The 24,405-nt window shown below is 35.2% G+C and carries 17 protein-coding genes and 3 pseudogenes; 8 read left to right on the plus strand and 12 right to left on the minus strand.

The window, feature by feature from the left end:
- Window positions 1–169 precede the first annotated feature (169 nt).
- The 4 genes from lhgO to M014_RS0104765 form a co-directional block, all read right to left on the minus strand.
- Window positions 170–1,393 (minus strand): L-2-hydroxyglutarate oxidase, encoded by a 1,224-nt coding sequence (gene lhgO, locus M014_RS0104750; RefSeq protein WP_026590695.1) that lies wholly within the window; start codon window positions 1,391–1,393, stop codon window positions 170–172.
- Between the two features lie 72 nt (window positions 1,394–1,465).
- Window positions 1,466–2,404, minus strand: coding sequence for a glutarate dioxygenase GlaH (gene glaH / locus M014_RS0104755; protein ID WP_026590696.1), 939 nt, complete (start codon window positions 2,402–2,404; stop codon window positions 1,466–1,468).
- A gap of 447 nt (window positions 2,405–2,851) precedes the next feature.
- A complete protein-coding gene (locus M014_RS0104760; RefSeq protein WP_026590697.1) occupies window positions 2,852–3,598 on the minus strand; it encodes a DUF7018 domain-containing (lipo)protein in 747 nt (248 codons plus the stop codon).
- A gap of 422 nt (window positions 3,599–4,020) precedes the next feature.
- On the minus strand, window positions 4,021–4,332 hold the full coding sequence (locus tag M014_RS0104765; RefSeq protein ID WP_026590698.1) for a hypothetical protein: 312 nt from the start codon (window positions 4,330–4,332) through the stop codon (window positions 4,021–4,023).
- 614 nt (window positions 4,333–4,946) lie between these two features.
- On the opposite strand from M014_RS0104765, the gene M014_RS26410 reads away from it, so the two are divergent.
- A complete protein-coding gene (locus M014_RS26410) occupies window positions 4,947–5,132 on the plus strand; it encodes a hypothetical protein (protein ID WP_231503899.1) in 186 nt (61 codons plus the stop codon).
- A 1-nt stretch (window position 5,133) separates the two neighbouring features.
- Window positions 5,134–5,612 (plus strand): annotated as a pseudogene (locus M014_RS26415) (hypothetical protein); the annotation flags it as partial.
- Window positions 5,613–5,959: 347 nt separating this feature from the next.
- Here M014_RS26415 and M014_RS0104785 read toward each other — a convergent pair.
- The 4 genes from M014_RS0104785 to M014_RS0104800 are packed head-to-tail and all read right to left on the minus strand — an operon-like array spanning window position 5,960 to window position 10,594.
- On the minus strand, window positions 5,960–6,313 hold the full coding sequence (locus tag M014_RS0104785; protein ID WP_026590699.1) for a DUF3870 domain-containing protein: 354 nt from the start codon (window positions 6,311–6,313) through the stop codon (window positions 5,960–5,962).
- A gap of 21 nt (window positions 6,314–6,334) precedes the next feature.
- A complete protein-coding gene (locus tag M014_RS0104790; protein ID WP_026590700.1) occupies window positions 6,335–7,777 on the minus strand; it encodes an aldehyde dehydrogenase family protein in 1,443 nt (480 codons plus the stop codon).
- A gap of 23 nt (window positions 7,778–7,800) precedes the next feature.
- Entirely contained in the window at window positions 7,801–9,129 is a 1,329-nt protein-coding gene (gene gabT / locus M014_RS0104795) for a 4-aminobutyrate--2-oxoglutarate transaminase (protein WP_026590701.1), read from the minus strand.
- Between the two features lie 16 nt (window positions 9,130–9,145).
- Window positions 9,146–10,594, minus strand: coding sequence for an amino acid permease (locus M014_RS0104800; protein WP_051588546.1), 1,449 nt, complete (start codon window positions 10,592–10,594; stop codon window positions 9,146–9,148).
- 480 nt (window positions 10,595–11,074) lie between these two features.
- On the opposite strand from M014_RS0104800, the pseudogene M014_RS27865 reads away from it, so the two are divergent.
- Window positions 11,075–11,271 (plus strand): annotated as a pseudogene (locus M014_RS27865) (YflJ family protein).
- A 1,066-nt stretch (window positions 11,272–12,337) separates the two neighbouring features.
- On the opposite strand, the gene M014_RS0104810 reads toward M014_RS27865, so the two are convergent.
- Window positions 12,338–13,873 (minus strand): thiol-activated cytolysin family protein, encoded by a 1,536-nt coding sequence (locus M014_RS0104810; RefSeq protein ID WP_155924317.1) that lies wholly within the window; start codon window positions 13,871–13,873, stop codon window positions 12,338–12,340.
- Between the two features lie 556 nt (window positions 13,874–14,429).
- Here M014_RS0104810 and M014_RS0104820 point away from each other — a divergent pair.
- Window positions 14,430–14,957, plus strand: a complete 528-nt coding sequence (locus M014_RS0104820; protein ID WP_441296569.1) for a DinB family protein — start codon at window positions 14,430–14,432, stop codon at window positions 14,955–14,957.
- A 355-nt stretch (window positions 14,958–15,312) separates the two neighbouring features.
- On the opposite strand, the gene M014_RS30300 is transcribed toward M014_RS0104820, so the two are convergent.
- Window positions 15,313–15,447 (minus strand): hypothetical protein, encoded by a 135-nt coding sequence (locus tag M014_RS30300; RefSeq protein ID WP_255260047.1) that lies wholly within the window; start codon window positions 15,445–15,447, stop codon window positions 15,313–15,315.
- Between the two features lie 730 nt (window positions 15,448–16,177).
- Between M014_RS30300 and M014_RS0104830 the strand changes: the two genes are divergently transcribed.
- Window positions 16,178–16,555 (plus strand): ACT domain-containing protein, encoded by a 378-nt coding sequence (locus M014_RS0104830; RefSeq protein ID WP_026590705.1) that lies wholly within the window; start codon window positions 16,178–16,180, stop codon window positions 16,553–16,555.
- Between the two features lie 83 nt (window positions 16,556–16,638).
- Window positions 16,639–16,905: pseudogene (locus tag M014_RS29900) on the plus strand (tyrosine-type recombinase/integrase); the annotation flags it as partial.
- A gap of 202 nt (window positions 16,906–17,107) precedes the next feature.
- Here M014_RS29900 and M014_RS26425 read toward each other — a convergent pair.
- Window positions 17,108–18,082 (minus strand): beta-channel forming cytolysin, encoded by a 975-nt coding sequence (locus M014_RS26425; protein ID WP_051588540.1) that lies wholly within the window; start codon window positions 18,080–18,082, stop codon window positions 17,108–17,110.
- Window positions 18,083–18,370: 288 nt separating this feature from the next.
- Between M014_RS26425 and M014_RS0104840 the strand changes: the two genes are divergently transcribed.
- Window positions 18,371–19,807, plus strand: a complete 1,437-nt coding sequence (locus tag M014_RS0104840; protein ID WP_026590706.1) for an IS4 family transposase — start codon at window positions 18,371–18,373, stop codon at window positions 19,805–19,807.
- Window positions 19,808–20,291: 484 nt separating this feature from the next.
- Here M014_RS0104840 and M014_RS0104845 read toward each other — a convergent pair whose 3' ends face one another.
- Window positions 20,292–21,242: a tyrosine-type recombinase/integrase gene (locus M014_RS0104845; protein ID WP_026590707.1), complete on the minus strand. Its 951-nt coding sequence runs from the start codon at window positions 21,240–21,242 to the stop codon at window positions 20,292–20,294.
- Window positions 21,243–22,854: 1,612 nt separating this feature from the next.
- Between M014_RS0104845 and M014_RS0104850 the strand changes: the two genes are divergently transcribed.
- The gene (locus tag M014_RS0104850; RefSeq protein WP_026590708.1) at window positions 22,855–24,402 is read left to right on the plus strand and encodes a spore germination protein; all 1,548 of its coding nucleotides are present in this window, start codon (window positions 22,855–22,857) and stop codon (window positions 24,400–24,402) included.
- Window positions 24,403–24,405: the final 3 nt, after the last annotated feature.

Below are 24,405 nucleotides of genomic sequence, written 5' to 3' on the forward strand. Positions count from 1 at the left end.
ATACACCCTATAAATATTTCGGAAACATCCGTATACCCCATATTTTATACAGAAATATTGAGTATTCTTCTCCTATACCATTTATTTTCCAAATATATCGCTTGTTTCTCAACATATATCCGTAATTCAATAAATTTCGGTATTCACCAAAAAAAATTAAAAAGCTACTTCAAAAAGTAGCTTTTGACAAGAAATTTCGGTCCACAACCACATCCGGCACTTTCCCCGCAATCTCCTCCCCAATCTTCAAACTAGCCGTTGCTGCTGGAGAGGGTGCATTACAAATATGCATAGAGTTGATGCCCGGGATAATACAGAAGTCATCTACCATATTTCCATTCGATAGAATCGCCTGCGCCCTTACACCAGCATGAGTTGGAACGATGTCTTTCTCTGTAAGTTCTGGTATGAGGTGCTGCAAGCTTTTAAGAAAAGATTGTTTACTAAAAGAACGAATCATTTCCTTCATGCCCTCTTTCATATTCGGCATCGCCATCTTCCAAAAGCCTGCGTATGTCATTGTTTCCATAAAGTCTTTTATATCAAAATCCTTTTTTGTATATCCTTCACGTTTAAAACTTAACACTGCATTAGGCCCAGCATGTACGTCCCCATTTATCATTCTTGTAAAGTGAACGCCTAAGAATGGAAAGTCTGGGTTGGGAACAGGGTAAATTAAATGTTTTACAAGATGACGTTTTTCTGGAATGAGTTCATAATATTCACCTCGGAACGGGACGATTTTCATATCTGTTAGTATTCCTGCTTTTTTTGCGATTCGGTCGCTATGTAGTCCAGCGCAATTAATGAGAAATCTTGTTTCAAAGACGCCTTTGTTTGTTTCGATTGTAACGAAATCTTTGTGTTCAAAAATTCGTTCTGCTTTTGTACCTAAGTGTACTTCTCCTCCGCTTTTCTCTATGAAACGTGCAAATGTATGACTGACTCCTTTATAATCGGCAATGCCGCAAGAAGGAACGCGAATAGCTCCTACTCCTTTTACGTGGGGTTCGATTTCCGCTAGTTCTCCTTGGTCGATTTTTGAAATGTTCAGCCCATTTTGTAGACCTCTTTCATACAGGTTATGCAAAAGAGGAATTTCTTCTTTTTCTGTTGCAACGATCACCTTTCCGCACATGTCATAGGCAATGCCATTTTCTTTGCAGAACTGAACCATCGCTGCGTTTCCTTCTTTTGCAAATCTCGCTTTATAGCTACCTGGTTTGTAGTAAATGCCAGAATGAATGACACCGCTATTATGTCCTGTTTGGTGATGCGCAAGTTCGTTCTCTTTTTCAATTACTGCGATTTTGGCATGAGGAAATTTTTTCGTTAAGGCCATTCCAGTTGAAAGCCCCACAATTCCTCCGCCGATAATTAGAAAATCATACATTTAACTTCCCCCTTATGTCTGTATCCCCTATATTAGGAAAGGCAGGCCTTATTGTAAGACCCGCCACATGTATTATTTAGAAAAACAGCCGCGCTGGCGCATGAGTTCTCGATATAGATCTTTGTTTTTCTCAAAAGGAGCGCGCCCATGCATCCAAAATAAATTGTTTAATAAAACAAGATTCCCAACTGGTAGTTTTAATGCGTGTGTTGCTGGAGAGTTTTCAACAGAGTATGATAATTCCTTCAAATATGTTGCCTGTTCAATATTATCCGGATAAGCAAATTGATCAATAAAGCAAATGCACGGTGCATTGTTTACATCAAAAAATGTTTCACGGTATACGATTTCTTGCGCATTTTTACTTGGAGGTGCTTTGTACGTAACCTTAACTGATGCGAGTGGATGATTGCGAAACTTATCAAGTTCTTCCCAATCATCTAAATGAAGCAGGCGTGATTCGCCGCCTACTGCATTCTTTTCCTCTATTTTCATCATAAGGAGCCAATCTGTCGGTTCGTCAACAAATGTCCCGTCTGTATGAAGCGTAAATAATCGATATGCTTGGCGAAGATACGAATCACTGCTATCTGTATCTTTCACGTTAAATCTTGCGTAATACGTTCCTGTCATCGCGTCAAAGTTAGACGTACCAATTAAATGTGTTAATGCAGTTGCAAATTTCACATAGTCTCCTGCATCAGTCGTTTCGCCTTGTACACCAATTGTAAACCCGCCCGTTTCACGGTCATGAATAATACCTCGAACATTTTCCATAAAGGATTCACCAAAAAGCTTTTTCATTTGATCCGCAATAATAAAACGCGAATACGGAATATATTGTAAGGATTGCTCCGAATGTTCTTTTACCCCTTCGAAAAACTGCCCAAGCAATTGCCCGTCTAACACAATATGATACAACCTTTTATGTTCTGGATGAGGCACAATTTCATACCCCTCATATTTCTTCGCAAACTTCATCTTCACTTCTTGCTTTGTAATCACTGACATGTTATTTCCTCCTTTAGTTTAAATAAAACGAAAAAGCCAGTCATACGCATCTACAATAAAAATTGTAGAAAACGTACAACTGGCTTTAAATTACGAGTGTTCTTTAATCTCTTAAAGTACAGTAATAATAGACAGTTTTTTTATGAAAATATGTGCAAAACAGAAAATGAAGATCGGATATAGAGAAGGCTAATTTCTCGTATGGATCTTATCACTTTATAATTATATGATAATTCAAAATATTCACACTGTCAATATGTTTCTTTCATTAATTTAAATGCTAGTGTACTACGAAAAAATGAGCTTTTTTTGTTACAAGTTAGCACAAAATTTCGTTCTGGGGGTAGTTGTATCTTCTTAGCTTGATGGCTATGTAGTGGGACCCCTTTCTAAAATCTCTCTTATTTGCTTCATTCGTATATTCCCATCATTTAGATGTTTGAATTGTTATCGTGTTTTACTATCAATACTGTTTATTGCTTCCATCCAGTATCTTTCCCCGTCTTGTACTTTAGTTATGGCTTGGTCTACCTTAGTCTCATCCATAGTATCTATCGCATCTATCATTAACTGAAAACCTTCATCGTATAAATCCATTGCTTTAACAATGTTCTTTTGGTCTTCTTCAAATCCACTAGGTGCCTTTTGGTTTTTTAGTTTATCTAACTGTGCCTTTGCACCTCCTAAACTTATACCCAATTCATTTTTCTTTTGTGAGAATGACTTCGAATCCGAATTTGAAATCTTATCTACAAGGTCTAACGTAAGAGCGACTTCAGTAGAGTAAGATACGATGTCTGCCATATATTTAGTTACTTCTGCACTGTTTGACTTACTAGTTAAAAAGTCAGGAGCATACTTAGAGTTTATTCTCAAGTCTTCACCATTATCCCCTCTAAGTAAAGGGTTATCAGAACTCGATTTGCTACTAGAATTACTACTTGAAGAACTACTAGAATTGCTCTTTGTGTCTTCACCTTTCGCCACAGATAGGCTATCTTCTTTCTTGCTATCCGTTGACTTACTCTCTTTCTCAGAAGACTTACTCTCTTTCTCAGAAGACTTACTCTCTTTCTCGACCTTTTGCGTTTCTTCTTTCTTTGGTTCAGCATTCTTATTATCAGATTCATTTGTAATACAACCACTCAATAACATAACTGGTAACGCTAAGCTTACTAATTTCTTTGCTTTCATAATCCCCTCATACCCCTTTATTTGTGAAATTTAGTGCGAAAAAGTTAATATACTTAACTAATAAGTTTTCCTCGAATAATTTCTCGGAAACAACTATCCATATATTAACTGTATATTCATAATTTTCCTATATATATAATTTCACAAAGAATCACAGGTATGGTCAAATGTATTTATGCAGTATTTACAGGTAAACTTACTAGATGGGGTAGCACCACATCACCATCAACTTAAGAAATTAATTGTTCTCCAAAACGAAAGAAATGAGCCAAATTTTCATGAATAACTTTAAAAATTTAAAATTTCCGTTATGGAGGTGTCTCAAAATCTTAGCTTGATGGGCACCCCCATAAAGAAAAGACACCATTAAGGTGCCCTATTAACATAGTATTTGAAAGTGAGAGTTTTATTTTGGAAAATGATTATTCTTCTCCCCAAGAAGCGACTATATAATTTTGGATTTTATTTATATCAACGTAAAGTCTTTTTTGTTTATTGTTCTTATCATATCCTCTAACTGTGATAAAACCCGCAAGTGCTAAATGTTCGATTTTGACATCAGTTACCACAAAGTCTATATTTTCTTCTTTTTTCATGTGTTGTATTGCAACTTTAGCAGCTTTTTCTTTTGCAGTATTTCTGTCATGAATAAATTTGGCTGTAGATCCTATAGTTAAAGCTATAATTGCTACAATGATTAAAATTATAATGTTTTTCTTTTTTGGATCACCCATATTTTCCCTCCCCGAATTCTTTTATAATAATACTATATCTTTTTTAGGAAGAGAGAAACTATGTGTTGATTTGAAATAAAGTTTAACCGTTTTGAAAAAAGATTAACTGTTTATAAAAAAGTTGCACCGTTTTACCCCTTTAGATATTTTTGTCTAAAGGGGTGTTTTTATGTCCAAAAGAAAAAGAATATCTGAAATTGAAACGTGAATTAAACAAGGTCGAGGTTCAGGGATAGGCGTAGATTATAAATCGTGGCTAAAGATTCAAGATGTATCTTCTGAAGGTCGTTCAACTCGTTTAAAAGGAATAAAAACGAGTAGACAACATGAATTTTTATCGGATTTAGAACGAGATCACTTTCATTTAACTGAACATTCTGATTTTTTTAAGGGAGAAATTGTTTAAGAGGTTATTGAAGTGAGGAGATATCCGAAAGTTTATTTTGAGAAATCTTTCAGTTTTGATTCTGAAAATTATAAAAAAAGACTTGTTTTGTAATAAAATTAGAGTGAATTTAAATAGCATTTACTGATGAATCACATTAATTTGTAAAGATGAATAAATTTCAAAATAATTGTACATTGGTAATGTTGTTGTAGGAGGAGCAACAACTGTGGGAGCAGCGACTCTGGTAGTTGCTGCCGCGGAGTTTGGTATATCAGTAGGGCTAACGTATTTCACAGAAGGTGTGAAATGGGATGTTGATTTAGATGGTGATGGTGAAGATGATAGTGTTAAGGATATGGTGAAAACGGGTGCGAAAAAAGCTTGGTCAACAGTAGCGGGGTGGTTTAATTAACATGCAAAAAAATATAGATTTTAATAAGAAAGCTTTTGAATACTATATGGCTGTTTATGCTGTACAGGATATAAGATCGACTATTATTACTCTTGTTATCGGGATAGCAGACATATTTGTTCTTGCGCCTGCTTTTGCGAATCCTTTTCGATTATTGTATGTATATATAGTGGCTCCTCCGATTATCTTTTTGAACCTATGGGCGATATGGATTATTATCAATCCTCGGAAACGGCAATTACAATACACTCTATTTCGAGGAGTATTTGGTATCGTATGTTCAGTAGGATTATTGGTTATAGCTCAAAAATTCGCATATGAAATGTTAGAATTACAAACGCCAATTTATTTTATTTTTTCATTTGGTTTGTATAGTTTTGCTTTGTATCATTATTATAAAAATCATATTAAAAACTTCAGGAACCAAGAAAAAAGTCAAAATCATCGAAAGGAATGGGGGGGTTAGGAGCAGTTGCTTTTGGTAGAAGAGCAATCCTACTTTTATTGTATATGAAGCAGCAATAATTCACACCATATTCATCTATTATAATTTTTATATTTAAGAGAACTTTCTTTTGACATGTACTTTTCATTTTCTTTTTCCTGGCCACACGCTTTACATATGTTACACGTTTTCACCACACCATTTTTCGCGCACCCTCTTTTTTGCTTTACACCTTGATTTAATTTTGACATTTTATCAGCCTTCTCATTAGATAAACATAAAAAAGCCAGTTATATTCCGCTCACTAAATAAGCTGAAATATAACTGGCTCTCGTCTATGAACGCTCTTTACAGAATAAAGTGCAATAAACTAGGCAGTTTGTTATAGATTTGTTTCCTCGCACTCTTCTAGCGGTTTGTTGCCATTTAAATAGTTTGTATATTGACGATATAAATCTTTTACCGCGCTAATAATTGCATTTTGCGCTTTTCCTTGATAGTGATACGTGATTTCTTGAATGATATCTTCAATACCATCTCGTAAACTATGTCCTCTTAACATTTGAGCAATAAAGTCTCTCCCATGTTCAGTAGCAAGGGTACATGACGCTTCAATTATAACGTGATATTTGTGATCTGCTTCTATTGTAATTGTTAATGTTTCATAGACACTGCGTACAGCCATCCCTTTCGGAAGTCTTGAGTGTCCTGCCATGAAAAAAGTACCTTTACGCATGTTCATCCCCCATTTTATAACTTATACTTGATCGATATATACTGTCTTCACCCTTGTATAAAATTCTGCAGCTGTTTTTCCTTGTTCACGTGGTCCCGCGCTCGAATTTTTCATTCCCCCAAACGGAACTTGCGGCTCTGCTCCTGCAGTTTCTGAGTTGACATGGACCATTCCAACTTCCATATCATCGATAAACTGCTGGGCTAGACTGAGATTATTTGTACAAACAGATGCGCTCAGCCCATATTCTGTATCGTTCGCCAAATAAATCGCTTCTTGATAATTGTTCACCTTAAATAAACAAATAACAGGGCCGAAAATTTCTTCTTTCGCAATTCGCGCGTCTTGCGGTACGTCTTCAAAAATAGTCGGCAGGACATAATATCCTTGTTTTAACTCATCTTCTTCTGGTACGTCGCCTCCGCAAAGTAATGAAGCTTCTTTCTTTCCAACTTCAATCATCGATAAAACAGCGTGCTGTTGACTCTCGGATACGCACGGCCCCATAAACGTATTTTGTTCGAATGGGTTTCCAGCCTTAAGCACTTCTGTACGCAATAGGAGCTCACTTCGAAATTCTTCATAAATGTCCTCTTCAATAATCACTCTGCTTGTCGCTGTGCATTTTTGCCCCGTTGACATAAATGCACCTCTTATCGCAATATCGACTGCCTTCTGAACATCAGCATCCTTTAATACGACTAATGGGTTTTTCCCTCCCATTTCTAACTGCACTTTCTTTCCGCTTGCAATCGCGGTTTGCTGAATGATTTTTCCGACGCTATTCGAACCAGTAAAGGATATCGCTTTTATATCCGGGTTTTCTGTTAATTCCGTTCCAACGACTGAACCTTTTCCGAATACACAATTAATCACTCCAGCAGGAATTCCTGTCTCGTGAAAAGCATTCACAAGGTGATAGACTGATTTTGGCGTAATTTCAGCAGGCTTTATGACAACCGTATTCCCGTAAATAAGTGCCGGCGCCATTTTCCATGCGGGAATCGCAATTGGAAAGTTCCACGGCGTAATAAGTCCGACTGGTCCAACTGCTACACGTTTGCTGTAGAGCATTGTTTTCGGATTTGCCGAAGGCATCATTTCTCCTACTGGCTGATTCGCTTCTCCTGCATAGTATTCAAGAATACTGATTGCTCGCTTCGTCTCTCCTATTCCTTCCGCAAGCGTCTTTCCTTCTTCGCTTGTTAAATCTTGACCGATTTCAGTAACTCTCTCCTTTAATATCGCTGCTGCTTTCCATAAATAACTTGCCCGCTCTTGGAATGATAGCCCTTGCCAATGTTGAAAAGCTTCTTTCGCTGATGCAATAGCCGCCCTAGTATCATCTGCCGAGCTTAATGGAAATTCTCCTAATACTTCTCCATTATGCGGGTTATAGTTTTTCGAATATTGATTTGTAGATGGCTCTCTCCACTGGCCATTTATATAATTGAAAAACTGCATTCTTCTACCTCCATCATTGTTTCTTATTTTGATAGATTCGCAATCGCACTTTCAAGAATCGCAAGCCCTTCCTCAAGTTGTTCATCTGTAATAACAAGTGGCGGTAAGAAACGAAGGACATTTCCATAAATTCCAGCGCTTATTGTGATTACACCTTTGTTATGCGTTTCTTGCATAATCGCTTTTACTTCTTCTGTTGCTGGCTCTTTCGTATTGCGATCTTTGACAAGTTCGATCGCCGTCATAGCCCCAAGGCCTCTTACATCTCCAATACATTCATATTTTTCCTTCCAGCTATGGAACACTTCCATCATACGGCTACCGATGACTTCAGCACGTTTTACTAATTGCTCTTCTTCAATTACATCTAAAACAGCGAGTGCAGCTGCGCAAGCAACCGGACTTCCTGAAAAAGTACCACCAAGTTGTCCCGGCCCAGGAGCATCCATCAATTCCGCTCTTCCTGTTACTGCGCTAAGCGGCATCCCTGCAGCAATGGATTTGGAAAATGTCATTAAATCAGGAGCTACGCCAAAATGATCCATCGCAAACAAACTTCCTGTACGAGCAAAGCCCGTTTGAATTTCATCAGCAATCATGATAATTCCATATTTATCACAAAGGTTTCTAACGCCTTGTATAAACGTAGCACTTGGAACGATAAATCCACCTTCACCTTGAAGCGGTTCCAAAATGATGGCAGCAATATTATCACTCGCTACTTCCTCTAACATAAAACGTTCGAAATACGCTAAAATTCGCTCATCTACTTCTTCTTTCGTCATGCCGTCTTCTGCGCGGTAATAATACGGATAAGGCAGCTTGTATACATCTGATGCAAACGGGCCAAATCCATGCTTATAAGGTTTTACTTTACTCGTAAGCGACATCGTCAGAAGTGTACGTCCGTGATATGCACGTTCAAACGAAACGATGGCACTGCGCCCAGTCGCTTTCCTAGCGATTTTCACAGCATTTTCTACCGCTTCCGCCCCGCTATTAGCAAACATTGTTTTTTTCTTAAAATCTCCTGGCGTTAATTCATTCAATCTCTCAGCTAGTTCAATATAGCTTTCATACGGTGCTACATGAAAACAACTATGAATAGAAGATTCCACTTGGCTCTGAATGGCTTGTACGACCTTCGGATGACAATGCCCAACATTTTGCATACCAATCCCGCCTGCAAAATCTATTAATTCATTGCCATCTACATCCGTAATGATTGCTCCTTTTGCCGACCCTACATATAACTGCGTAATATTATAAGGGCCACCAGGCACCGCATTGTTTCTTCTCTCATGTAGACTATTAGATTTTGTCGTTACAATATTTTGCTTTTCTTTTAACATGGAACATACCCCTTTCTTACTCCTTCTCTAAACTAACTTTCGAATCTTGTATAATCGTAAACTCTTCGTTTATCGGTACTCGTTTATTTCTATCTCTTAAGAAATAAATTGCGATAACGATAGCAGTCGCTAACATCGTCATATAAAATTGCATTCTCATATCCTCTATAAACGCTTGTGCAACAAATATCGTAATAATCATCGCAAGTGTTGCATATGTGAGGTAAGGGAATAACCACATTTTTACCTTTAGTTGCCCCGAGTCTTCTCTTTCAGCTTTTCTTCTTAACCGAATATGTGAAACGGCAACGAACATATACATCAGCATTGTAACGCCGCCTGAGCTATTCGCTAAAAAAGCAAATAATTTATCAGGTGATATGAACTTGAGCATAGCGCAAATGAATGCAAATACAATACTTGCATAGATTGCCCAAACGGGTGTCCCTCTACTGTTTAACTTTGAAAAAATAAAAGGGGCGTCTCCCTTTTTCGCAAGTGAAAATAACATACGAGAACTCGTGTATATTCCGGAATTCATAACCGAAAGGAGCGACAGAAACACAACCCCATTCATAATTTGTGCAGCAGCAGGGATTCCTGCCATCTGAAATAAACTTGCATATGGTAGTTTCAATAATTCTGCATTGTTCCACGGCATAAAAATGACCAAAATCGTTACAGACCCTACAAAGAAAATCATAAGACGCCATACAACACTGTTAATCGCTCTTATTACGTTTTTCTCTGGATTGTCAGACTCTCCGGCCGCAATCGCTGCTACTTCACTCCCCGATAAGGAGAAAGAAATAAATACAACACTGAGCAATACAGGCATAATCCCTTTTGGAAAAAAGCCTCCGTTTTCAGAGATCATCGAAAGGTCTGGTCTATCTACGTTAGGAACAAGTCCAAAAATCATTGCAATTCCTAACACTAAAAATGCAAGAATCGCTACAACTTTAATAAATGCTAACCAATATTCAAACTCTCCATATAACTTCACTGAATAAACATTTGTCATTGTCATAAGGATAATCACGAACAAACTCGCTATCCATGTTGGTATGGAAGGAAACCAATTATTGATCATCACGCCTAACAATACCGCTTCAATTGCAATAATGATGAGCCAATTGAACCAATATAACCAACCGATTGTGTACCCTGCCCAAGGTCCAATTGCCTTATGTGCATATGTTGAGAATGAACCACTATCAGGGTTTACCGCAGCCATCTCCCCGAGCATCCGCATCACAAGTACAACCATTAAAGCGCCAATGATATAGGACAAAATGGCAGCTGGACCTGTTGATTGAATAATTGTCCCACTTCCTACAAATAAGCCTCCCCCGATAACCCCGCCAATCGAAATCATTGTTATATGCCTGGTTTTTAAGTCTTTTTGTAATTCCTTTTTTTCTTGCACCAAAAAGATCACCAACCTATAAGTATTTATTTTCATAAATCCTTTTCTTAAAGTGAACATACATAATATCGAAACATCGCCCATGATTGATAACGCTTTCTCAAAATCCTCCTATAAGGTAAAACTTTAATCAGCGGGCGGATTCTTCATCCCCACTGATTATTAATTGAACGAATCGGACCTTTATGGGCAATTATCCTCCACCTTCTGAATCTTGAGGCGTGGGGTCTTACTGCCCGTTAAGACGGGATAAATAGAAACAATAAAAAGAGCCAGAAAAACAATGTAAAGAATTACATTGGATTTTACTGTCTCTATCCTTATGGCTCGTCTTCCTGCTAAGGAAGTTCAAGTGGAAAGAAGCCAATCATCCTCGATTAAATTGAACGAAATCATATCCGGGCATGCAGAGAGGCTAATCACTGTCATCCGATAATAAGCTAATAATAATACAAATAGACTGAATATTCAACATTTATTTCAAATTCAGTCATTTGCTATAAAAAAACGAAATTTATAAATTCTAAAACATATACTATTTAAAAGAAAAAAAGGAAGTGATTTCCATGTATTACGGAACAAAAGGATGGTACGTAGCCGAACTTAAAAAAATAGGCGTTCGTTATTATGAAGGAAGAAAATTAGAAAGCTATCGTGCCCATGTTTTACGCAATTTATTAGCTGCAAAACAAGAAGAACTCAAAGGTAAGTAATCTATTATGATTCATTGATAAAACGATATCGACTGTTCTTTCGAATATATAAGGTAGCACCGCATACCCATCAAACTAAGATTATATAAGTATAATTTCATGTGAGATTTTTTCTTCCTTTTCAACATAAAAGATGCAGCTACGAAGAAACCAATTACTGACCTTGAAACATATCTAGATGCAATTAAAAATACCTTCATGTACATCCAGCCGGTACTAAGAATATGGAACCTGAAGCTATGTTCCATACAGAATTTCCAACTAGCGGCACTTATAAAATATGGGGACAATTCCAGCATAAAGGTAAGGTATTTACAGTACCGTATGTAATTACTATTCCTTAACAACAATCAATACAAATAATAAAAAAATCGCTTCAGATAGCGATTTTTTTCTATTTACTTTTATCTTATTTAAGAGCAGTTAGTATCTTCGGAAAAAACCAGTGAAACATATATTCTTTCATAAAGCTTTTAATAAGAATATAAGGTCTAATCCTTGTTGAATATAGAATTAGTCCCTATGTTTACTTCATATAATGTTTTGTTATGTAATCCTGACATGATTAGAATATTCTTAATGGAACATTTCGTTATTTCTATTAAAATGGAATAAAAAGGAGATGATTATACTGAAAATCTTTTTCTATTTCTTACTCATCCTGTTATTTCTTGTGGTTGATTACTATTGCTTAGATATGGATAGCAAAAGATGGGGATGGTTTAAAAATAGAAGTAAAAAGCAAAAAACAATCTTTTTTACTCTTGTTCTTCTCTTAACTTTCATAGGATACATACTTCTTGATGCTAAGTACTTTCTTTCATAAGCTAAAAGAACCAATTTTTCTTTCGGGCTCAATAGTTCATAGCACTCACTTCCCGTTCCCATAATACTACTGATTATGCGAAGGGAAATTCCCTTCAGTACTTGTGAAGGGGGATATTAAAGGTTTTACAATACTTTATGTTATTGACACTTCCCCCCTAAAGGAGCAAGCTGGAAAAACCAGTGGGATTCTTGCAACCAATTAAAAAAGCGCCCTATAAACAGGGCGCTTCACTTTTACCTAATGACTAATATTAGCCGATGGGTATAATGTTGTTCCTCCAATTGAAACTTTTATTTCATTTGTTAATGGAACATTTTGTTCATTAATAATTGTTCTCCACCATTCCCATGCAAGACCTGTACATTCTCTTGCTACGACTTTTACATTTTTTGAATTCGGCGGAAGTGGTATGACTGTATTGAAATGAGCAGTTCTGTCTCTGCCGTTTCCTTCCCAAGTTTTATGGATTAGTACTTCTTTACCATTTTTATCATATGAGAATTCATCCCAAGATACATCAAATTGAGCAACATATCCACCAGTATGATCAAGCGTCATTTTAGCACGAGAATATTCTGTAGTTGTAGTCTCAATATAATCTGTATTGTTATGAACAGCAGCAGTTGCGTTATCTTTTAAGAAAGTGCTTGTATATGAAATTGGGTATGCTGGATTTTTAGAACTTAATTCTGCATTATCTTTAATGATATTTCGTATTTCATTAAAATCTTTTGTAACAACTTTGTTATGCTCTTTTGCATCTCCACCTAATACTACAGCGGTAAAGGTACTGTCTTCAAAAATATCTTTGTACTGTCCACTCGCTTCAACGCTTTGATTCTTAATTAAGGCTTTAAAAGCAGTTTGTACATCTTTGCTCTTAGATGATGTTTCTAATTTCACATAAACTGTTCTACCATAAGCTACATTTGATACCATAACAGGCGGAGCCGCCTTACTTACCCCTTTACGAGTTAACTCTGGAAAAGTAACACTATTATCAAAAAGATCTGATGGATTGTTAGGTAGTTCTGCACTTACGGTATAAAAGATTTGCTTATATGCCGCAACCATCACTTTTTTCTCTCCATTTGCAACAGCATTAAAGTCAATGTTCAGTGCATTGTCAAGATATTTAGCGTTAACATTAAGAGCACTTGCTATTTGAGATTTACTATACACCATAGATTCTGTATACTGCATTCTTGCAGGTAACGTATGTGTTTTTGAATACTTTTCATTCCAAGTAGATACTAATTCATCTACTGCACCAGACACATTACCATATGTAGGATTTTGGACAGTAATTGTATTGTCTTTTCTCATGCCAGGTAAGTCTATACTAATATTCAAAGGTTTTCTCTTAGCTACTAACAAACTAGGTTGATTATCTGCAAATGCTTTATTTGCAAGTTGTACTGCTCCCGGATACGTACGATTAGCCACAGAATCAATAATTGAAATATCCACTGGTGAAGTTGTAAGTGATTTTTTCTCACGTTCAACTACTACAAATTTACCATTTGAATTTGTACTTTCTTTCGGAACAAAACTCTCTACTTTATCACCATTTACTGCTAAAACCTCTTGATTATTATACTTTAGATTTGCTATACCAGTATCAATGCCACTAGCATTTTTTGTTACATCAGCTGTACCTGTTTTTGTTTCCGCGAAGGAGATAGATGAATAATTAATAGTGCATAAACTAACTGCTAAACATGCTAGAAATTTTATTCCTTTATTTCTTTTTGTAATTTTCAAAAAAATCAACTTCTTCCTTTTTTTCTCGTATTAAGGTATGATCATTATTTATAAATAATTGCTAAATAGTAAACTTACATAAATGCTTTTAAAAGCTCTTGAACGAATGGAAGTACTCCACCTACAAATTTTAAAATTGGCATTACGATTGTCATGTTATTGCCTCCTCTTTTGTTGTTGCTAAGATGTGACTTATTCTTTATGATTTTATTATAGTAAGCGCTTACATTTATAGCAATATATTTTCATATGCAATATTGCATATCTGAGTAAGATCAACGAAATCTCACATTTCTCATTAAGGCATGTGTTTGTATAGTACCACATCGCTATCAATCTCACATTTTGAAGTGCCCCCAAAACGAGAAAATTGGCATCTCTAGGTGAAATGTACTTTAGTTCATCTCGATACCTTTATCTTGAGCTTTCGATAATATACTCGGAATAGCAATAGAGTTACTCCATGAAAGGGCCAGATTACGGAATACGGGAAGAATATTTTTATTTAAAAGAAGGAAACATCCCCTTTTAATAGAATGTAAACATTTTAATTAAGAGGAGGTTGATGTTGTTGGAGAGACGAGCTTTACTGGTATCTTCATTACCACAGTATGAAGAAGAGATTGGCAGATGGCTATGGTGTCTAGAGGATGTTCGACGTACTCTTATAACTGAATTAACTGGAATCAGCCAAAGCTTAATTGATCAAAAATTAGGCGAAAGACAATCAATTGGGACACTTTTGTATCACATTGCATTGATTGAGGCAGATTGGTTATATGTAGAAGTACTTGGAACCGATTGGGATCCTGAAATTAGCGCATTATTTCCTTTAGAACATCGAACTGACGGCAATTTAACTCACTTTGAGGGAGAAAGTATAGAGGAACATTTTTACCGCCTTAATAAGGTACGTGAAGTATTTCTTTCCCACTTTCGTTCAATGGACTTAACCGATTGGCGTAAACCGAGAGTACTTGAACATTATGACGTCACACCTGAGTGGGTTGTTTACCATTTGATTGAACACGAATCGCATCATAGAGGTCAAATTTTTCAAATTCTTCGGGAATTACGAAATGATAAGTGTTAAAGAGGAGGAACTATAATCCATCTTGAATTAACGGAATGGCTTTAGTTAGTTATTACATCAATAAATGATGTTTAAGAAACAATAGATAAATCAAGTGGTATAGTTATTTCATTATTTTATCACGTTATTTGCGGGCAGTAAGCCTCCCAACCTCAAAATTCGGCTAAGGCATTGTCCAGTTCCAGTGGTTAAAATGTTCGGTGGCTTCGCTTCTTCCCCCCTCACATTCTGGACGAGCCACTTCCACTTTTCTTTAAGAAGTTAGGTGGGAGATAAACTGCCCGTAAAAGCCCGATTGATGAGGGCTAATAATCAGTGGGGGATGAAGAAAATCCCCACTGATTACAGTTTCACTTTATTGCATCACCACAGAAACTGCTTTTTCACCATTTTCATGAAATCGTCTTACAAAATGAATTTTTCCTTGTTTGTCAGCAAAAGCAATATTGCCATTTTCCAGGATGCTTCGTTTGTTCCAAACCCTGTCCATGCCTCATTTGATGAGATTTGTGCGTACTACCCCATACCCATCAACTTAAGAAAAGTAAACACCCCCCAAAACGAAAAAACAGCCGACCTCTCAAAATAACTAACTATAGAGAAAGAAAATTTTCATTTGGGGGGTACTTCAAAATTTTAGCTTGATGGCCATGTGGCGGGACCCCTATATGTGAAATTTCTAGTTTAATGCAACAATTAAATCGATTTTTTTGATTAATTAAATTTAATCATCCCATAACATATTATATATGTCTAATATGTTATGGGATTGATTTAATAATATTTTTTAAAATTAGGTCTTGATAATCTTACAAGGGATCCTCCTTTTTTGTTCTATGGATTTATGCATTTTTTTATACATTCCTATCCTGGCGTGGGTTTTAAGGTTCTCGTTTGTTACTGGATTAGCCGAAAAACTGTATAAAATCTTGCATGCTCTTAGCGTGGTTTTTTTCCGAAATGCTGGCGGTCCCCCATGCCCATCAACTTAAGAATTTTATAACGCCTCAAAACAAAAAATGTACATTTTCACATGAAGATGTCAATTTTCTCGTTTTAGGGTATTTGTATTTCTTAGCTTGATAGCGATGGGATACCGCCCACATTATAGAATTTGGATGGTTTCAAATCAATCCATTTGGATGGGGACAGAAGGTGATTGCTGTTTTATATTGATTAATGAATGAAGCTTAAAACTTTAATTAAGAGGAGGAAGAATTATGAATTTGACCATATTGGACACTACATTTTCTGTTATAAAATTACCTAAAACAGAAGAAGTACCTTCTTGGGCGAGCAAAGGTGAGTTATTTTCTATCACACGTACAAATGAAGAACTTTCGATTGTTTGTGCTTCATCTAATGTTCCTGATAACGTTCTAAAAGACGTTGAGCATGATTGGAAGTGCATTAAAGTAGAAGGTATGTTGGATTTTGGATTAACAGGAATATTATCTTCTTTAGCCAATCCACTAGCGGATAATAATATAAGCATTTTTGCTATTTCTACTTTTAACACTGATTATTTGTTAGTTAAACTGCATTCCGTAGAAAAAGCAAAATCAGCATTGGAAAATGCGGGACATACATTTATCTAGGCGGGGATCACCTTACATGCCCCTCAACTTAAGAGATTTTAATACTCTTAAGTACTAAAAAACGTTATTCTTTCTAAACAAGGTGGTTATTTCTTTCTCGAAAAGGAGGTCAATCCATTAGTAAAATCCATGCGTATGGCCAATTACAAAAAGCTGGAGATTTTGCCGGTGTAGAATCCATTGGTACTCAAACCATGCGCAAAACCTTCGGATATTGGTTCTATAAGAAAACAAAAGACGTAGCCATGTTGTAAGAAATGTGCAATCATAGTACGCTATAAATGACTCTTAGATATATTGGAATTACCAAAAAAGAAAAAGATAATACACGTGATACATTCCAAATTTGAGTACATCCAATCTTAAATTTCACAACACATCAAATAAAAATCAGCAATATAAATAAACTATAGTTCATTTATATTGCTGATTTATCTAATAAACTTTTGATTTAGGTTTAACTTTTAGTTTCAGAAAAGCAAATTTTTTCATACACTCATTATTGAATATTTATAGGTTTTGCAACAGTATCAACAAATATATTGTTCACTTTTACTGATGAACAATTTTATTATTTTTCCAATCAATTTTGTAATTATCTATAGCTTGATTAGTGCGTACATCTTTATCATTTGTTCCGTACCAACCTGCAAGGGTAGAATATAAATTATATTTATCTTGTACTCTTGCATGTTTTACAGATAAATCAGTTGAAGTTTCATCTTTGTCTGCAGTTACAACTGCCAATGTACTTGGTTGAAAACCAAATCTTACCAGAGGTGGGAATTCATCATTAGATATAAAATTGTCTTTTGCATTAATGAATGGATCAGTACGTGAGTTCATAAATAGCTCATTACCATAAATAGTATGATAGGAGTCTCTAGTGTAAAATCCCCATCCTCTATTATCAAACTTACTAAATTCAACCTTCCAATCTACTTTTTTATCCGTAGAATTTTCTAAAAATGTTTTATAATCTGGTTGGTCATATGTGACAGTATTTGACCAAGATGCACCAATTGATGGTTTTATTACACCTGATGATGGATCCCCTGCTTTAACATCTAAACTTCCCCCTACATTATATGAAACTGTAGAAGATACTTTTTTTGTTTCTATTGCATTTTGAGGTGCAACGTTATAAAATTTTGCACTATCATTACTTGTAATCTCTAATCCTGTTTTATAGGCAGATGGCCATTCTACACGACCATAAATATCTGAACCAGTACGATAAAATCCTGAGCCAATATTACTTCCTTCTGTAGAAATAATAGCATATTTTTTATCAGTATTTGGATCATCAATAAATGAAACTTTTATTGAATTCTTTATGTTTTCGTTAGCATTATAAGTTGTGTCTATGCTATTTATAACTTTTGCACCTTTTCCGATGTCTTGAATTGAATCAGCATGTGCAGATGAAGAATTAAATACTAATGATCCACTAGCAACAGTGGTAGCTAGTGTTAAAGCTTGTACTATTTTTTTGGTTTTTTTCATGTTTTTCTTTTTTGTAGTCATTTCCATTCTCCTGTTCCATTTTTAAGTTTCTAGTGGTAAAAATAAAATTCGCATCAATAAATTCATATTATTTTATATTCCTTTCAAATGACTTACATAAATATTACAAAAGTATTTCATTATTTTTATTTGTAATAACTGAAGCATTAAGCATTGATGCGGTAAGATTAAAACATATATCAGGCCTCACCATAAATGCCCATCAGCTTAAGAGATTTTCATACCTTCAAACACCAAAAAACGTTATCCTTTTTAAACAAGCTAAATTAGAAAGGACGACGTTTTCTTATGAATCTCTCGATTCAAGATGAACTACTACCATTTGCGGAAGAATTACAACGATATGTTAAACCTGTATTTTTAGAAGAACTTGCAAGAGAAATCGGATTTATAAAGCGAAAACGTAAGTTTTCTGGCTCAGACTTAGCTACGATTTGTATTTGGATCAGTCAACGAGTAGCAAGTGATCCATTAGTACGATTATGTAGTAGGCTTCATGCAGCCACTGGTACTTTACTCAGCCCTGAGGGCTTAAATAAACGTTTAAACGCTAAAGCAGTTTTGTTTTTCCAACATATTTTTTCTTTACTTTTACAGCAAAAAGTATGCGAACAAACGCAAATCTCTAACCATCTCTTTTCTTATTTCCAACGAATCCGTATTCTAGATGCCACCGTATTTCAAGTGCCAAATTCCTTAGAGAATATATATCCAGGCTCTGGAGGATGTGCCCAAACAGCCGGAATCAAAATTCAATTAGAATATGATTTACATAGTGGGAAATTTCTTAACTTTCAAGTTGGACCAGGGAAAAACAATGACAAAACCTTTGGTACAGAGTGCTTAGATACCTTACGACCAGGAGATTTATGTATTCGTGATTTAGGTTATTTTTCATTGGAAGACTTAAATCAAATGGATCAACGAGGTACATACTATATTTCTCGTTTAAAATTAAATACGAATGTATATGTGAAAAATCCAACCCCAGAATACTTTAAAAATGGAGCCATTAAAAAACAATCAGAATACATACAAATCGATGTGAAACATCTTTTAAATCAACTAGATTCTGGAGAAACATTTGAATTAAAAGATGCTTATATTGGTGATAAACAACAACTATTTGCACGTGTTATTTTTAATCGATTAACAGAAGAGCAACTTCAAAAACGACGAGCAAAGATTGCGGAAAAAGAAAAATCTAAAAATAGAACGTACTCAGAGAAAAGTAAATTGGTAGCTGGATTAAATGTGTACGTGACGAATACACCTTGGGAATGGGTTCCGATGGAACAAGTACATGAATTATATACTTTGCGTTGGCAAATAGAGATTATCTTTAAAACGTGGAAATCATTCTTCAAAATAGACCATTATCGTAATGTAAAACAGGAGCGATTAGAGTGCCAATTATATGGAAAGCTAATTGCTATTTTCCTATGCTCCTCTACTATGTTTAAAATGCGTCAACTTCTTTTGAAAAAGAAGAAAAGAGAATTAAGTGAATATAAAGCGATTGGAATGATTCAAGATCATTTGTATCTGTTGTATCAAGCTATACAACAAAACACCCAAGAAATAACAAAGATTTTAATCCGCCTGTTCCACCTCCTACAGAAGAATGGACGGAAATCTCATCGATATGAGAAGAAAACTGTCTTTGATATTATGGGTGTTGTCTATGAGTATAGTGAACTTAGAAAACAAAAGAAAGCTGCATAATCTTTAAAAATGATACCTATCTAGGTTTATTTAGCATGCTCATTTTTAAGGAAAAAAAGTGTTTTAAGAGTTTATTAGTTTATTTGAACGAAAGTTCATTTTGTTTCCGTTCTTAAGTTGATGGGCATGTGGCGGTCCCCCTTCTTTTGAACTTGATGCAAATGTAAGGGCGCACTATAGTTAGTGTTTCATTTTCTTTGAATTATTTTGCATTCTCGGCACGATTGCTATGTAAAAATTGCACAAAAAACGAGCCAACTTTCTTAACTAAGAAAAATTGACTCGTTTCAATTTATTCACGTTCGTTTTTCAATTAACTGAATTTGAAAAATATCCGATTCCTTTATACCTAGAACCCGCATTTCATCTTTAAACGTTCTCTAGGATTCAACGTGAATGGATTTTGTACTTCTATCCCTTAATGTGTACACTCTCATGTACTGTAGCTTCTGTTTCTTATTTCTTTCCACACGGTCTTCCCCCGTTATTTTTGATTGATGTAATCATAATATCTTTTTAACGAAAGTTTAGACTTAAAACCTACCTGTTTTATTATTTCGTATTCTGAAGTTTGATGCTCAATAAGTCTTAAGATGAAAGTGTTCCGTAAGTGTTGCGCTGAAATACCTTTACGTAAATTTGCTCGAGCAACTTCAAGTCGAATCATCTTTTGAACAGCAATTTCAGTTAAAGCTTTTGGTGCATCATTTTCATATACCCAACGAAATGTATTTCGAGTATAATCGAATGCCACAAATAGTGGATCAGTACTATGATATTTGGGACGAACAGGTTCAGGAATGATTTTATAATAGCTAAATAATCGCCTTTTATCATCTTCACTTAATACAATCGTTCTTTCTATCCCTGTTATTCCTGGAACTGTGAGAGTATTATTCTCAAAATGAACGTGCTTCATTTGTAATCCCACAAGCTCTTGTAGTGATAGTCCATAGTTCAGAAGGAAATGTACAATAGAAATGTTTCGATCCTGAAGTATAGGACGAACGGCACTTTGTCTCTCCGTTAATCCGTCCAATGAGGTTAAAATATACTGTAACGTTTTTTCTTCCTCTTTTGAGATAAAGTCCTCATCACGTAACGCACGATTTGGTTGAATATTCAATTGCATCTCTTCTAAAGGACTTGGCAGTTGTAAATACTGATATAGTCTATTTAAGACAACATAGACACGATGCATTGTTTTATCAGAGTACTGTCGTTGCTGTTTTAAATCAGAGAAATACGCTTCATAATCCTTTGTACCAAGCGTCGTCCATATATTACGTGTAGGGAGTTTTTTAGAGTTTTGCAACCAATGACCAAAATCTTCAATATCATAAACATATCGTTTTATTGTAGAAGGCTTGCGGCCTTTATTTAATAAGAAAGAAGAAAAATGTTGTACCGTATCTTGAAATTCTTTTGTTGGCATAAGCTTATCATCCTAATTTTTCTTTTAGTATATCAAATTTTACACATATTCCACTCACCCATTCATCCCCAAAGAAAACATATAAATAAAAAAGATAAGACCAGAAACTCGGTCTTATCTTTGGCATAAGGAGAAAAAACAGGGTGATAACCATTACTTTTTTATCATATTACATTGACTGTTAATTTTGAATATTATAGATAAAAATAGTGATAATACCCATATTGAGAAATTTATTACTAATTTGTTTGTACAGTATCAAAAGGTACATCTTTTGGTAGGGTGGTTTTTGAGTAGAAAACATGGTGCCAAAATGTATGAAAATAATTTTAGGTTTATACCGAAATCAAAACACACCTTTAGGTACACATTAGCTATAAGAATTTAATGATCAATTTTACAAACTATAAAAAGTCATGAACTTAGTTTTACTTTCTATTATATACAAGTTGTTACGGGCGATATCATAGGCTAAAGATTGTTCCAAATACTCACTTAGAAATTTCTGATAACTTTAAAAATATAACAACAAAACGTTTAAAATATGATAAAATACAATTACATTTGAAAAAGAGCAGTGGGTTCAAGTTGTTATTTACATGAACTCCAAAGAAAAAAGCCAAATCTATCTAGAATTTAGCTTTTTTCTTTTTATGCATTTGTAGCTAAAAATAGCATGGTCTATAAATCCTTGTTAGGGGCAAGAATTTAAAGAAGAGTTTAGCTTAATTATGATTTTACATAAATTGCATATTATAGTAAATTGATATTATTTGTACTAAATATTGTAAATGTTCAGATATTTAGTCCTTATATTATTTATGAGCAAAGTTATAATTAGTGAGTTTTAAAAATGATACAAAATGTTAAAATAATAAAACCCAGTGATATCAGTACGTGTGCATGATATCACTGGGTTTATATTTGGATATTTAACGGTGTGTTTTACAAATTATAAAAAGATGTAAACTTTGTTTTACTTTGTACTTACGGACCGTCTAAAAATTGAATAAAAAAGATGGGGTCCAAAGAGTTGTTAAACTAACGGGTGCTTTATGAAGAAGATGTCATTTAAATTCATAAGAAAAGGAGCTTGATTATACAAGCTCCTTTTTATTGTGCTATTTTCACTGTTTTTTGGTGTTTTGTACTCCAAAACCAAACCCATTAGAAAATAGTTAGGGATATTTCCGTTAAAATGTGGGTGGCACGCCATCGCCATCAAGCTAAGAAAAGCAAATACCCAGAACGAGAAAAGTGACTATAGCATTTTCATGATGTATGAAACAATGAAAGCTACTTTCTATCGGTTTTTATGAAGCTGATAGAGAGTAGCTTTTCTATTTGTGTTATTGAAGAAAAAGACGAACAGGCATATTTAAACTCAAAAATGCTACACACGTCATGTGAGGAACAGGTGGCGGTATGATTCCTAAAAAATTATAGAAGATTATTATAAAAAAGGATGATAAGCATAGGATCGGTATATTTGTTTATCCCGCATTAACGGGCAGTAATAATTCTGGCGTCCCCTCTCTAGTTATTAGGATATTTTTTCTTAATATATACATACTAAACATACTATAGAAGGCACATAGAAAGTGAGGGAGTCATGGCTAAATTTCTGAAGCGGTTAAAATATAGAGGCAATCCTAAGTCATTTTCCATACGAGACAATACTCATTTTCGGGAAAAAGATATTGAGGACTCCCTCTTAGACGCTGATTTATCGAAAAACATAGCTGATATTCAAAATGTATTTCGTCAAGCACCTGATTTAGTGATTCGTCGATTTCAAATGAAAGCAGATGGATTAGAAGCAGCTTTAGTGCATTTGTCTGGATTAACAGATAAACAATTGATTCAAAATCACGTTCTAAATCCTTTGATGAATAGTGTTTTTGATACGAATACGGAACTTCCGATTCCATTAGGGCATATCAAAATTATTAATACGTGGAGTCAGATTGAAAATGCTATTTTTGGAGGAGATAGTGTTTTATTAATCCATGGCCGAACAACAGCGCATCAATTGGATACGAAAGGATGGCCACAAAGAAATATTGAAGATGCTCATAACGAAATAGCCCTAAAAGGTGCGCATCAAGCATTTGTAGAAACTGGAAGCCAAAATATCGCAATGATTCGAAGATATATTCCTGATCGCGAATTAATGATAAAAGAAATAATAATTGGTATACGAAGCAAAACGAGGATTTCTATTTTATATTTGAAAGATGTAGCTTCTGACGATGTGCTAAAGGAATTAGAAACACGGATTCAAGATATTACGGTCGACGCTGTTGAGAATACTGGTGAACTTATCGAATTTATTGAAGATAACCCGTACTCACCGTTTCCGCAATTTATATTAACTGAAAGACCCGATGTGGCTGTATCTCATATTCTTCAAGGTAGACTTGTGGTTGTTGTGGATCATTCCCCAAGTGTATTAATTGCTCCGACAAATTTTATATCTTTTTTTCAAGGAATTGATGATTACGGGACACGTTGGTTAGTTGCCTCGTCTATTCGTATACTTCGTTTCTTAGCTTTTATGATTGCTCTATTTTTACCTGCGAGTTATGTTGCGTTTATTTCCTTTAATTTTGAAGTCATTCCTGTAGAACTTTTTTTGTCTATTGCAGAATCAAGAACGCGCGTACCATTTTCTCCGGTTATGGAAGCGCTGCTTATGGAAATGACATTGGAAATGATGAGGGAAGGGGCTTTGCGCCTGCCTACTCCGATCGGCCAGACGGTTGGAATTGTAGGTGGAATTATTATTGGACAAGCGGCTGTTCAGGCGGGGATTGTAAGCAACATTATGATTATTGTTGTTGCTGTTACAGCCATCGCTTCTTTTATTATCCCTAATTACGACATGGGAGCGGCAGTCAGACTTTTACGCTTTCCGATGATGCTATCAGCTGCCTTATTTGGAATTGTAGGACTTGTCATTGGGTGGATGACATTAATTGCGCATCTTATCAGTCTTGAATCGCTAGGAACTCCTTATGGAACTCCGTTGGCACCGTTTCGCTTTGCAGATATGAAGGATGCTTTTGTACGCTTTCCTCTATGGGCAATGAGAAATCGTCCTAAGGGTACGGGAGCCACTCAATCTATTCGACAAGGAAAAAACCATAATAAAAGGTGAAAC

This window comes from Bacillus sp. UNC437CL72CviS29 (assembly GCF_000482345.1).
Classification (GTDB): domain Bacteria; phylum Bacillota; class Bacilli; order Bacillales; family Bacillaceae_G; genus Bacillus_A; species Bacillus_A arachidis.

Coding starts and splice junctions, on each gene's coding strand:
- lhgO (WP_026590695.1), bottom strand. CDS start 1,393: ATGTATGATTTTCTAATTATCGGCGGAGGAATTGTGGGGCTTTCAACT.
- glaH (WP_026590696.1), bottom strand. CDS start 2,404: ATGTCAGTGATTACAAAGCAAGAAGTGAAGATGAAGTTTGCGAAGAAA.
- M014_RS0104760 (WP_026590697.1), bottom strand. CDS start 3,598: ATGAAAGCAAAGAAATTAGTAAGCTTAGCGTTACCAGTTATGTTATTG.
- M014_RS0104765 (WP_026590698.1), bottom strand. CDS start 4,332: ATGGGTGATCCAAAAAAGAAAAACATTATAATTTTAATCATTGTAGCA.
- M014_RS0104785 (WP_026590699.1), bottom strand. CDS start 6,313: ATGCGTAAAGGTACTTTTTTCATGGCAGGACACTCAAGACTTCCGAAA.
- M014_RS0104790 (WP_026590700.1), bottom strand. CDS start 7,777: ATGCAGTTTTTCAATTATATAAATGGCCAGTGGAGAGAGCCATCTACA.
- gabT (WP_026590701.1), bottom strand. CDS start 9,129: ATGTTAAAAGAAAAGCAAAATATTGTAACGACAAAATCTAATAGTCTA.
- M014_RS0104800 (WP_051588546.1), bottom strand. CDS start 10,594: ATGAAAATAAATACTTATAGGTTGGTGATCTTTTTGGTGCAAGAAAAA.
- M014_RS0104820 (WP_441296569.1), top strand. CDS start 14,430: ATGTTGTTGGAGAGACGAGCTTTACTGGTATCTTCATTACCACAGTAT.
- M014_RS30300 (WP_255260047.1), bottom strand. CDS start 15,447: ATGGACAGGGTTTGGAACAAACGAAGCATCCTGGAAAATGGCAATATT.
- M014_RS0104830 (WP_026590705.1), top strand. CDS start 16,178: ATGAATTTGACCATATTGGACACTACATTTTCTGTTATAAAATTACCT.
- M014_RS26425 (WP_051588540.1), bottom strand. CDS start 18,082: ATGACTACAAAAAAGAAAAACATGAAAAAAACCAAAAAAATAGTACAA.
- M014_RS0104840 (WP_026590706.1), top strand. CDS start 18,371: ATGAATCTCTCGATTCAAGATGAACTACTACCATTTGCGGAAGAATTA.
- M014_RS0104845 (WP_026590707.1), bottom strand. CDS start 21,242: ATGCCAACAAAAGAATTTCAAGATACGGTACAACATTTTTCTTCTTTC.
- M014_RS0104850 (WP_026590708.1), top strand. CDS start 22,855: ATGGCTAAATTTCTGAAGCGGTTAAAATATAGAGGCAATCCTAAGTCA.